10 protein-coding genes are annotated in these 11,423 nt (G+C 66.8%); 6 read left to right on the top strand and 4 right to left on the bottom strand.

All coding sequences use genetic code 11. The features are described 5' to 3' along the window. Window positions 1-39 precede the first annotated feature (39 nt). The 3 genes from A9X01_RS21235 to A9X01_RS21225 all read right to left on the bottom strand — a co-directional run bounded on the left by A9X01_RS21235 (window position 40) and on the right by A9X01_RS21225 (window position 4,076). Window positions 40-2,226 (bottom strand): acyl-CoA dehydrogenase family protein, encoded by a 2,187-nt coding sequence (locus A9X01_RS21235; RefSeq protein ID WP_065122634.1) that lies wholly within the window; start codon window positions 2,224-2,226, stop codon window positions 40-42. A 90-nt stretch (window positions 2,227-2,316) separates the two neighbouring features. After that, complete coding sequence (locus A9X01_RS21230; protein ID WP_172832577.1) at window positions 2,317-3,432, bottom strand: alpha/beta hydrolase; 1,116 nt, start codon at window positions 3,430-3,432, stop codon at window positions 2,317-2,319. Next, window positions 3,429-4,076, bottom strand: a complete 648-nt coding sequence (locus A9X01_RS21225; protein ID WP_065122637.1) for a TetR/AcrR family transcriptional regulator — start codon at window positions 4,074-4,076, stop codon at window positions 3,429-3,431. Before A9X01_RS21225 ends, A9X01_RS21230 begins: the two co-directional genes overlap by 4 nt. Before the next feature lie 72 nt (window positions 4,077-4,148). Between A9X01_RS21225 and A9X01_RS21220 the strand changes: the two genes are divergently transcribed. Beyond that, window positions 4,149-4,733, top strand: coding sequence for a VOC family protein (locus tag A9X01_RS21220; protein ID WP_065035669.1), 585 nt, complete (start codon window positions 4,149-4,151; stop codon window positions 4,731-4,733). Continuing rightward, complete coding sequence (locus A9X01_RS21215) at window positions 4,730-5,275, top strand: hypothetical protein (protein WP_065122633.1); 546 nt, start codon at window positions 4,730-4,732, stop codon at window positions 5,273-5,275. Before A9X01_RS21220 ends, A9X01_RS21215 begins: the two co-directional genes overlap by 4 nt. Window positions 5,276-5,314: 39 nt before the next feature. Here the strand turns inward: A9X01_RS21215 and A9X01_RS21210 are convergent, their stop codons facing one another. Further along, on the bottom strand, window positions 5,315-5,968 hold the full coding sequence (locus A9X01_RS21210; protein ID WP_065122635.1) for a TetR/AcrR family transcriptional regulator: 654 nt from the start codon (window positions 5,966-5,968) through the stop codon (window positions 5,315-5,317). 78 nt (window positions 5,969-6,046) lie between these two features. Between A9X01_RS21210 and A9X01_RS21205 the strand changes: the two genes are divergently transcribed. From A9X01_RS21205 to eccA, 4 genes are all read left to right on the top strand, one after another. Next, window positions 6,047-6,952 carry an oxygenase MpaB family protein gene (locus A9X01_RS21205; RefSeq protein ID WP_065122632.1) on the top strand — a complete coding sequence of 302 codons (906 nt, stop codon included), beginning with the start codon at window positions 6,047-6,049 and terminating at the stop codon, window positions 6,950-6,952. A 113-nt stretch (window positions 6,953-7,065) separates the two neighbouring features. Then, window positions 7,066-8,646, top strand: a complete 1,581-nt coding sequence (locus A9X01_RS21200; RefSeq protein WP_065122631.1) for a PPE family protein — start codon at window positions 7,066-7,068, stop codon at window positions 8,644-8,646. A gap of 9 nt (window positions 8,647-8,655) precedes the next feature. Beyond that, window positions 8,656-9,558: a class I SAM-dependent methyltransferase gene (locus A9X01_RS21195; protein WP_065122630.1), complete on the top strand. Its 903-nt coding sequence runs from the start codon at window positions 8,656-8,658 to the stop codon at window positions 9,556-9,558. Between the two features lie 418 nt (window positions 9,559-9,976). Further along, a partial coding sequence (gene eccA / locus A9X01_RS21190; protein ID WP_065122629.1) for a type VII secretion AAA-ATPase EccA occupies window positions 9,977-11,423 on the top strand: 1,447 nt, incomplete at its 3' end.

The following is an 11,423-nucleotide window of genomic DNA, read 5'->3' as shown; positions in this document are numbered from 1 at the left end:
GCTTTAGCGTCTGTTCGCGCCACCTTGGCGCGTTCCCCGTTACGGGTCGCGGGGCAGGCCCAGCAGGCGCTCGGCGATGATGTTGAGCTGCACCTCCGAGGTACCGCCGTAGATCGTGGTGGCCCTGCTGGCCAACAGATATTCGCCCCACTTGCCCTGCAGTTGGTCGGGGTCGCCGATCACGGCCTCCGCGCCGAAGGATGCCACCGCGAACTCGGCGTAGCCCTGTCCGGTCCGCATCGACAACAGCTTGGAGATCGCGGCCGAGGGCATGGCGTCACCGCCGGCCAGCGTCAGCAGTGTGGAGCGCAAATTCAGCACCTTGGCGGCGTGGCCCTCGGCGATCAATTGCCCAGCGCGGTGCTGAGCCACCTGGTCGAACTGTCCGTCCCGGACGAACTCCACGAACTGCGGCAGGGTGGCCAGAAAGTTGGCGTCACTGCTGCCGATCGAGACCCGTTCCGCGGTCAGAGTGTTGCGGCTGACTTCCCAACCCCGGTTCACTTCGCCCAACACGCACTCGTCGGGCACGAACACGTCGTCGATGTAGACCGTGTTGAACATCTCGTGACCGGTGAGCTCGCGCAGCGGCTTGACCGTCACCCCCTTGGCCTTCATGTCCACCAGGAAGTAGGTGATGCCGTTGTGCTTCGGGGCGCTGGGGTCCGTCCGGGCAAGCAGGGCGCCCCACTGGGAGTACTGGGCGGCGGTGGTCCAGATCTTCTGGCCGGTGATGCGCCACCCGCCGTCGACCTTGGTCGCCTTGGTGGACAGCCCCGCCAGGTCCGAGCCGGCCCCCGGCTCGGAAAACAGCTGGCACCAGATCATCTCGCCGCGGAAGGTCGGCGGCAGGAAACGCTGCTTCTGCTCCTCGGTGCCGAACGCGACGATCGACGGAATGATCCAGGCGGCGATGCCGACCTGTGGCCGCTTCACCCGACCGCTGGCGAACTCCTGGGCGATGATGATCTGCTCCACGGGATTCGACGCCCGGCCCCAGGGCTTGGGTAGATACGGCAGCACCCAGCCGGCCTCGGCGATCGCCACCGCGCGGGCCGGCCGGTCCATCTTCTTCAACGCGGCGACCTCGCCGCGGATGGCGGCCCGCAGCTCCTCGGTCTCCGGGTCCAGGTCGATGTTCACCTCGCGCATCCCGCTGGTGGTCGCGGTGTCGACCACCCGCTGCGGATACTCTGAGCTACGGCCGAACGAGGCGGCCAGCATCAGCGCCCGGCGGTAGTACACGTTGGTGTCGTGTTCCCAGGTGAACCCGATGCCACCGTGCACCTGAATGCAGTCCTGGGTGCAGCGCTGAGCCGCGGCAGGTGCCAGGGTGGCGGCCACGGACGCGGCGAATTCGAGGTGGTTGTCCGCGCCGTCGCGCAGCTCGTCCAGGGCGCGCGCGGCATCCCATACCGCCGCGGTGGCCCGCTCGGTGTCGGCGACCATCTCCGCGCATTTGTGCTTGATGGCCTGGAATTGACCGATCGGCCGACCGAACTGCTCGCGGATCTTCGCATAACCCGACGCGGTGTCGGTGGCCCAGCGCGCCACGCCCACCGCCTCCGCCGACAGCAACGTCGTCATCAGCGCGTGGGCGGTCGTCATGCTCAGGTTGTTCAGCACCACGTCGTCGCCGACTTCCACGGCGTTGGCCCGCACGTGGGCGATCGGCCGCAGCGGATCCAGGCTCTGTACCGACTCGATTTCAAGCTGCTCGGCGCGCAGCACCACCCATTCTTCGCCACTGTCGATCGCGACGGGCAGTACCAGCACCGAGGCCTGTGCGGCGGCGGGCACCGCGCGCGCTTCACCGCGGATCACCAGGACGTCGCCGTGGCGGGTGGCGGTCAGCCCGGAGTCCAGGGCGTAGGTGGCGATCGTCGCACCCGTCGCCAGCTCGGCGAGCACCTTGGCGTCGGGGTCGTGGGCGGACACCAGCGCGCTGGCGATCGCCGACGGCACGAACGGACCGGGCACCGCCCCGTAGCCGAACTCGGCGAGCACGATCGCCAGTTCAAGGATGCCGAAGCCCTGCCCGCCGACCGAGTCGGACAGGTGTACGCCCTGCAGTCCCTGCTCGGCGGCGGCCTGCCAGTACGGCGGCGGATTCTCGAGCGGCGTCTCCATGGCCGCGTGCAGCACCTCCGACGGCGCGACCCGCGCCACCAGGGACCGCACCGAGTCGGCCAGGTCTTGATGTTCGGGGCTGATTGCGATCGGCATTGGTCGCCTTCCCTGTGATCGGTTCGCCTACGCGGCCGTCTTCAAGCTAACAACCATTTGAAGCTAACAACCCGTTGGTTGGTCACGCCGCTAGGCCCACCGATCGCCGATCCATTCGGCGATCACGTCGGCCTGCTCGTCGCGGGCGCCCGGGGTGGTGAAGTAGTGGTCGGTGTCGATGGCGGCCTGGGCCTTGTCGGTGCCGGCCAGCGCGTCATAGATGCGTTGCGCGTCGGAAGGGAAGACGCCGGTGTCGGCCTCGGCGTTGATGACCAGCGCCGGGCAGGTGATGCGGTTCAGGTGTGGCTCGGCGCGGGTCTGCGCCGTGCGCATGCTCCACATGCCCAGCCAGTTGCGTAGTGTGCAGGCCGCGGCGATGCCACGGGTGGAACGGTTCGCTTTCACCGGAGTTCCCGCATAGCACCAATTCGCCTGCCGCTTGGTCGGTTCGATGCTGGGGTCCACCATGCGCGGGTCGGCCCAGGTGCGCATCACCGTGAATGGCCGATCGGAGAAGCCGGCCCCCGAAATGCGTTTGAGTTCGGCCTCGGCCCAGTCGGTGATCGCGTCGTTACGCGCCAGCTGGGCGCCGCGATAGCGCTCGATGAACTCCGGCGAGTAGGGCGGGCCGTTGCGCTCGTCGAACAGGTCCAGTTCGGGATCGGTTGCCACCGGGTCGTTCTCGTCGACGACGGCACCGTCCATCCAGGCGGTGAGCACGTCCGGGCGCCCGGGGTGGGCCGCGGTGGCCACGTAGCCGTCGGCCGGTAGCAACTCGGCCACGCCCTTCGCCGGCCGCATTCCCGCCAGTGGGGTCACATTCGGCTCGACCGCCTGCGACTGGTATGCCGACATCAACGATCCTCCGCCGGAGTTGCCCAGCAGCACAACGGTTTCGACGCCCGCAACGTCGCGGAGCCACCGCACTCCCACCCCGATGTCGACCAGCGCGTGGTCGAGCAGAAAGCTGCTCTCGAATCCGCGGAACCTGGTGTTCCAGCCCAGAAATCCGATACCGCGCGCGGCCAGGTAGTCCGCGATGTAATGCTCGGAGAAGTCGATCTGGTAGTGGGTGGCGATCATCGCCACCTTCGGTTTGTGCCCCTCGGCGCGGTGATAGAGCCCCTGGCAGGGGTGTCCGCCGGCGCCGGCGCGTTCGGCGGTCGGTGACGGCAGTCCGATGAATTCACGGCTGATGGCGGTCAATTCGGCACGTCCTCCTGGCTGTAGATGGCCCGGTAGTAAATGTTCGTCAGAGTCCGGATGCAGGCTTCGTCGTCGGGTGCGGGCGTGCGGGTGAGCTGGATGAAACAGAACTGATTGAACATCGCAACGATCGCCTCGGCCAGCAGTTGCGGGTCGTCGTCGCTGCAAAAGCCGTGGCGCTGAGCACGTCTCACCGACTCGGCAATGAATGATATTGGAACCGCGCACATCTCGGCCCAGTACTGGGCGAAGTCGTCGCTTACCATCGCCAGCTGGGAGATGCTGATCATCTCGGCCAGGCGATGCCGATAGGTGTGCCAGTGGGCTGCGGCCGCCTGGTGTGCCCGTTCGCGTTCGGAGAGGCCGTGCTGGGTCACCGAGACGGCGCGCTGGTTGGCCTCGTCGCGGAACCGCAGCGCCCATTGGCGGACCATCGCCTCCTTGGAGTCGTAGTAGTTGTAGAACGACGCCGCCGACCTGCCGGCTTCGGCGGCGATGTCGGCGATGGTGGTGGCGAGGATTCCTTTGCGCGCGATCACGGTTCGCGCGGCTTCGTCGATGGCGGCCTGGGTCCGCCGACCACGGTGGGTTGGAAAGGACGCACGGCCCGAGGCCGGCCCGTCGGGTGCTGCCGAAGCTGTCACCTGCACCTTCCTGCAAGAAACCTGAATCTGATGTTAGATTCAGGTTTGGATCTTAACCACGGGAGTCGCGAAATGATCAAGCCGCACAACACCAACACCGAATTCGAGCTCGGCGGAATCAACCACGTCGCGCTGGTCTGCTCCGACATGGCGCGCACGGTGGACTTCTACAGCAATGTCCTGGGCATGCCGCTGATCAAGTCGCTCGACCTGCCCGGCGGTGCGGGTCAGCACTTCTTCTTCGATGCCGGCAACGGGGACTGCGTCGCGTTCTTCTGGTTCGCCGAAGCGCCCGACCGGGTGCCGGGCATCTCTTCGCCCGGCGCGCTGCCGGGGCTTGGCGACATCACCAGCGCGGTCAGCACGATGAACCACCTCGCCTTCCACGTTCCGGCGGAGAAGTTCGACGCCTACCGCCAGCGGCTGAAGGACAAGGGCGTGCGGGTGGGTCCGGTGCTCAACCACGACGAGAGTCCGATGCAGGTATCCGCCACGGTGCATCCCGGGGTGTACGTCCGCTCGTTCTACTTCCAGGATCCCGATGGGATCATGCTTGAATTCGCTTGCTGGGTAAGGGAGTTCACCGACGCTGACACCCCAGCGGTGCCCAAGACCGAAGCCGACCGGCGGCCACCGGTCGCGGCCGCCCAGGCATGACCGAGGCGATTCTCAGCGACCGTCAGATCGCCGCTCTGACGCCGGAGCAGCGACGCGAGCTGATCACCCGGCTCGAGGCGCCGTTGAGTGAGCTGGAGGACCCGGTCACGCTCAACCGGATGCGGCACATCCGATTGGGTCTGATCGTCGGTGGTCTGATCGCGATGATCCCGTGGATGGCCTACCTCGCGCTGACGCTGCCGCAGAAGTACGTCGCGCACAACTGGCCGATCACCTGGGTGGGCTTCGACCTGCTGCTGGTCGGGTTCATGGCGGCCACCGCGGTGCTGGGTTATCTGCGCCGTCAGTTGCTGGTGCTCACCGCTTTCACCACGGGGGTTCTGCTCATCTGCGACGCCTGGTTTGACCTGATGACCGCGGGACCCGACGACGCGGCACTGTCGGTGGTGACCGCGCTGCTGATCTCGGTGCCGATGGCTTATCTGCTCATCTCCGGGGCGCTGCGGGTGATGCGCCTGACCTGGATGCGACTCTGGCTCCATCCCGACATGCGGTTGTGGCAGGTGCCGTTGATGCCCTAGGGCTTAGCCTTTCGTTAGCCCTTTCGTTAGCCCTTTGCGTTAGCCCTTTACCGGGCTGTACAGGCTGGGCTCGGTGAGTTCCACCAGCAGCGACGCCAGGTGATCGGCTAGTTCGTCCGGTTCCATGTTCACATCACCGGACAGCCACGCGCTCAACGTCTGCCCGACGCCGCCGACGGCAAAGTGTGCCCCCGCCTTGACCCGTTCGTTCGCCGGAGCCCCCATCGCAGTCACGACGTGCTGGCCGGACAACATGGCGAAAAACACCGTCGACTCGCCCCGTTTGCGCATCACCACGGCATTGGCGAGGTGGGTGCTGAACAGCAGCCGACCGATCCGGGCGTCGCCGGCGATGGTCCGCACCAGGTGAGCCATACCGGCCCGCGGTTGTTCGTCTGCCGGTACGCCCGAGATCGCCGACTGCATGCTGCCGGCCAGTCCGGCAATCACCCAGTCGTAGACGCGGGCGACGAAGTCGTCCTTGTCGGTGAAGCTCTCGTAGAAATATCGCGCCGACAGGCCCGCGGCCTGGCACAGGTTGCGCACGGTGAGCTCGGTGTCGTTCGGGTCCTCGGCCCCCAGCAGGTCCAGGCCAGCGGCCAACAGCTGGTTGCGGCGCACGGCCAGTCGCTGCGTTGCATCGACGCCGCGGTAGGGCCGCGCGCTCGACGCTTCGGCATCCATGGACACCATCTTGACATCAGAATCCGCAGCCGCCAAAATTTGGAAACGGATGTTATCAGAATTGCCGGACACGTGGGGGCCTGAAGGGTGACGATCGAACAGATTGAGAGGACTCGCGTCCCTCATGTGGAGAGGCCGATCTCGGATCCGCCGCGGCCGCAGGGCAAAGTGCGTCGGCGCATCGCCGGTGACTTCGGCCTGATGGGGGTGGCACTGCTGGCCGGACCGGCTAACGTCATCATGGAGCTGTCTCGACCGGGTGTCGGGCATGGCGTGGCGGAGAGCCGCGTGGAAAGCGGACGCATCGACCGCCACCCGATCAAGCGGGCCCGCACCACCTTTACCTACATCGCGGTGGCCAATGCGGGAACGGACGCGCAGAAGGCGGCGTTTCGCCGGGCCGTGAACCGAGCGCACGCACAGGTGTACTCCACCCCTGACAGTCCGGTCTCCTACAACGCTTTCGACCCCGAACTGCAGTTGTGGGTCGCGGCGTGCATCTACAAGGGAACGATCGACGTCTACCGCCTCTTCGTCGGAGAGATCGACGAAGAGGATGCAGACCGGCTGTATCAGCAGGGCATGGCGATCGGCACAACGCTGCAGGTGCCTCCGGAGATGTGGCCGGCCGACCGGGCCGCCTTCGATAAGTACTGGCAGGAGTCGCTGGACCTGGTGCACATCGACGACACCGTCCGCGAGTTCCTTTATCCGATCGCGGTGGCGCGGATCCGGGGACTGCCATTGCCCGGCTGGCTACGAAGCCCGTTGGAGCAATTCAACCTGCTGATCACCTCCGGGTTCTTGCCGCAGCGGTTCCGGGACGAAATGGGGTTCACCTGGGACGACGACCGTCAACAGCGTTTCGACCTGTTGATGGAGGTACTCGCGACGGTCAACGCGATGCTGCCGCGCATCGTCCGGGAGTTCCCGTTCAACCTGATGCTGTGGGATCTGGACCGGCGGATCAAAAACCGCCTTCCGCTCGTGTAACCCTGGCAAAGTCCCGTCCGGACCGATGCCGAACCTATTGAAAACGATTATCAACTTCAGTACTCTTCCTGCACGAGGGAGCTGGCACAGCCCTGCCAGCGGAGGAGTACTTGATGACGGCCCCGATTTGGATGGCCTCACCGCCGGAGGTGCATTCGGCGCTACTCAGCAGCGGTCCCGGACCCGGTCCGATGCTGGCGTCCGCGACCGCATGGTCGGTGCTGAGCACGCAGTACAGCGAGATCGCTGACGAACTCACCGCGCTGCTGGGCGCGGTGCAGGGTGGTGCCTGGGAGGGGCCGAGCGCCGAACAGTATGTGGCTGCCCATGCGCCATACCTAATTTGGCTGGCGCAGGTGAGCGCTCGCAGTGCGAACGCGGCCGCGCAAGCCGAAGCCGCGGCCGCCGCGTACACCGCCGCGTTGGCCGCCATGCCGACACTGGTCGAGCTGGCGACCAACCACGCCATCCACGGCGTGCTGGTGGCGACGAACTTCTTCGGGATCAACACGATCCCGATCGCGCTCAACGAGGCCGACTACGCGCGGATGTGGCTCCAGGCGGCGGCGACTATGACGGCATATCAGGCGGCGTCCGAGGGCGCGGTGGCCTCGACGGCGCCGGCAACCCCGGCGCCGCAGATCGTTGCTGCCGAGGACGACCACGGTCACGAGGAAGGCGAGGAGGGGCACGAGGACCACGATCACGGTGATCCCACGCCGTTGGACTACCTCGTCGCCGACCTGCTGCGGGCGCTCACCGGCGGGCAGATCGACTGGGATCCGTTGGAGGGCACGCTCAACGGGGTCCACATGCACGACATCACCGATGCGACCCAGCCCAGCTGGTGGGTTGCCCGATCCCTGGAATTCGGCCAGCAGTTCGAAACGTTCGTCCAGCAGCTGTTCACCAATCCGGCGGGGGCGCTGGAGTATGTCGTCGAGCTTGCCGAATTCGACTGGCCGACCCACCTAGCGCAGCTTGCGCCGCTGGTGCAGTCGCCGCAGTTGCTGGCCGCCGCGCTCGGCGGCGCCATCGCCAACCTGGGCTCGGTGACCGGGCTGGCCGGCTTGTCCGGGCTTGCCGCGATCCAACCGGTGGCGATCCCGGCTATCGTCTCGCCGATCGCCGAGGCATCAATGCTGCCCACCGTCGGGACGGCGCCGTCCGTCGTCGCCTCGGCCGCAACCGCGGCCCCCGCGCCCGGCACGGCGACCACGGTTTCGGGCACCGCCGCCGGCGCCGGAACACCACCGGCGGCCGGCGGTCCGGCCGCGGGCATGGGCTACCCGTTTTTGATCGGTGGCGGACCCGGGATCGGATTCGGCTCCGGCATGAGTGCCCCTGCGAGCGCCAGCAGGAAGGCGTCGGAGCCGGACGCCGCGGCCGTGGCCGCCGCGGCGGCGGCGCGGGAGCAGGCGCGCCGACGCCGTCGCCGACGGTCGGGGCTGCACGAGCACGGCGACGAGTTTGCCGCTATGAACGTCGGCGTCGATCCCGACTGGGACCCGCCTGACGAGCTCGCCATGGCGACCTCGTCCGTACATGGCGCCGGCGACATGGGGTTCGCCGGCACGGTGCGTAAGGGCGCGATAGCTGATGTGGCCGGGCTGACGGCGCTGGCGGACGACGAGTTCGGTGGCGGTCCACGCGAGCCGATGCTGCCCGGCACTTGGGATCTCGAACGCGGCTAGGGTGTTGGGGTGCGCAGTGACGGTGACACCTGGGACATCACAACGAGTGTGGGATCAACCGCGCTTTTCGTAGCGACCGCGCGGGCTTTGGAGGCGCAGAAACCGGAGCCGCTGGCCGTCGATCCCTATGCGGAACTGTTCTGCCGTGCCGTCGGCGGTTCCTGGGCCGACGTGCTGGATGGCAAAGCCCCCGAACACGACCTCAAGAGCGACGACTTCGGTCGCCACTTCGTCGACTTCCAGGGCGCCCGCACCAGGTACTTCGACGCTTACTTCGAGCGCGCCGCCGCCGCGGGTGCGCGGCAGGTCGTCGTCCTGGCGGCCGGACTGGATTCGCGGGCTTACCGGCTGCCCTGGCCGGATGGCACGACAGTCTTCGAGCTGGATCAGCCACAGGTTCTCGACTTCAAGCGGGAGGTGCTCGCCCAACATGGTGTGCAACCGCGCGCCGAGCGTCGGGAGATTGCCGTCGATCTACGGCAGGATTGGCCACAAGCTTTGCAGGACAGCGGTTTTGATCCCAGCCAGTTCTCGGCCTGGATCGCCGAGGGGCTCTTGATCTATCTGCCTGCAGCCGCCCAGGAGCAGCTTTTCTCCGGCATCAACGCGCTGGCCTGTCCGGGTAGTCATGTCGCCGTCGAGGACGGCACTCCGCTCCCCGAGGATGAATTCCAGGCCAAGGTCGAGGAGGAACGCGCCACTCCGGACGGCGAGCAGCGCCCGTTCTTCCAGCTGGTCTACAACGAGCGGTGCGCGCCCGCCACCGAGTGGTTCGGTGGGCATGGCTGGACCGCGATCGGAACGCCGCTCAACGACTACCTGCGCGAGGTGGGGCGGCCGATACCGGGGCCCGACTCCGAGGCCGCGGCGATGTTCGCACGCAACACGCTGGTCAGCGCCGCCAAGCCCTGACCCAAGCGGGGAACTTGGCGGCTGTGCGCTCCGACTACTGACTATGTGCGGCTGCGACAAACTTCACCGGGATCGTATTCATTCCCAACCTGCGCGATAGGCCCGACTATGTGCAGGTGCGCATCGAGCTGGCTTACCGGATGACCATCGGTCATCGCGCCGGCGGCGCATGTACCGGCACCCGCCGTTGTTAATGAAAATCATATTCAGTAAGCTGCTAGCCTGGTGGCCGGTCCGGTTACGGATCGAAAATTTCGCAGGTCAGCGGCCTAGGACGGGAGTGTTTGTGCTGAATCGCACGCTTTTGGTCACCTCGACAGTTAGCTTAGGGAATGCTAACTTCGGGTGGCTAACCTCAGGCGGAGCTGGGCGGAGTTAGCCGGTGGCGACTTTAACTACTTCAGGAGACGGCGGGGGCGTGGAACGCGGTGATATCGGCATGCTTGCGGCTAAACCCCTCGCATCCCGGACGGTCGGCAGGGTAGACAGCGACGTCGTCAGCAGGTTTGCTACCTGCTGCCGTGCCCTCGGCATCGCCGTCTACGAGCGGCAGCGGCCCGCGGACCTCGACGCGGCCCGCTCGGGGTTCAGTGCGCTCACCCGGATCGCGCACGAGCAGTGCGACGCCTGGACCGGCCTGGCAGCCGCGGGTGACACCTCCCCGCACGTGCTGGAACAGGTCGCCCGCACCGCGGCCACGGCCGGGGTGTTGCAACGACAGGTCGAACTGGAGCGCGGCGCCCTCGGTTTCCGATACGACACCGGCCTTTACCTTCAGTTCCGCGCTACCGGCCCGGACGACTTCCAGCTGGCCTACGCCGCGGCCCTCGCGTCGGCCGGCGGCCCGGCCGAATACGCCCGCGCCTATGAGATCGTCGGCCGCATCGCCGAGCGTCGGCCCAAGCTGCGCGAGGCCCGGTGGATTGCCGTCGTCATCAACTATCGTGCGGAGCGCTGGTCGGACGTCGTCAAGCTGTTGACCCCGATCGTCAATGACCCCGATCTGGACGGTGCGTTCGCGCATGCGGTGAAGATCGCCCTGGGCACCGCGCTGGCCCGGCTCGGCATGTTCGCCCCGGCGCTGTCGTATCTCGAGGAGCCCGAAGGTCCCATCGCGGTCGCCGCGGTCGACGGCGCGCTGGCCAAAGCGCTTGCGCTGCGGGCACATGTCGACGAAGAGGCCGCCAGCGAGGTGCTGCACGAGCTGTACGCGGCCAATCCCGAGAACGAAGAGATCGAGCAGGCGCTGTCGGATCCGAGCTTCGGCATGGTGACCACGACCGCGGCCCGTATCGAGGCGCGCACCGACCCGTGGAACCACGAAACCGAGCCCAGCGACGCCGATTTCGTCGATCCGGGTGCCCGGGAGCGTAAAGCCGCACTGCTGGCCGAGGCCGAAGTGCAGCTCAACGAGTTCATCGGGTTGGACGAGGTCAAGAACCAGGTGTCGCGGTTGAAGAGTTCGGTCGCCATGGCCGTGCTGCGCCAGCAGCGTGGGCTGGCCGTCGCGCAGCGCACTCACCACCTGGTTTTCGCCGGCCCGCCCGGTACGGGTAAGACCACCATCGCCCGCGTCGTCGCGAAAATCTATTGCGGTCTGGGGCTTTTGAAGCGGGAGAACATTCGCGAGGTGCACCGTGCCGACCTGATCGGTCAGCACATCGGGGAGACCGAGGCCAAGACCAACGCCATCATCGACAGCGCGCTGGACGGCGTGCTGTTCCTCGACGAGGCCTACGCACTGGTGGCCACCGGGGCCAAGAACGACTTCGGCCTGGTGGCCATCGACACGCTGCTGGCGCGCATGGAAAACGACCGCGACCGGTTGGTCGTCATTATCGCCGGGTACCGCGCCGACCTGGACA

Origin of the sequence: Mycobacterium asiaticum, from assembly GCF_001668675.1 — a bacterium.
GTDB lineage: Bacteria > Actinomycetota > Actinomycetes > Mycobacteriales > Mycobacteriaceae > Mycobacterium > Mycobacterium asiaticum_D.
The sequence above is the reverse complement of the archived record's forward strand: the minus strand, read 5'-3'. Positions and strand labels throughout refer to the sequence as shown.

Coding starts and splice junctions, on each gene's coding strand:
- A9X01_RS21210 (WP_065122635.1), bottom strand. CDS start 5,968: ATGGTGTCCATGGATGCCGAAGCGTCGAGCGCGCGGCCCTACCGCGGC.
- A9X01_RS21235 (WP_065122634.1), bottom strand. CDS start 2,226: ATGCCGATCGCAATCAGCCCCGAACATCAAGACCTGGCCGACTCGGTG.
- A9X01_RS21215 (WP_065122633.1), top strand. CDS start 4,730: ATGACCGAGGCGATTCTCAGCGACCGTCAGATCGCCGCTCTGACGCCG.
- A9X01_RS21200 (WP_065122631.1), top strand. CDS start 7,066: ATGACGGCCCCGATTTGGATGGCCTCACCGCCGGAGGTGCATTCGGCG.
- A9X01_RS21220 (WP_065035669.1), top strand. CDS start 4,149: ATGATCAAGCCGCACAACACCAACACCGAATTCGAGCTCGGCGGAATC.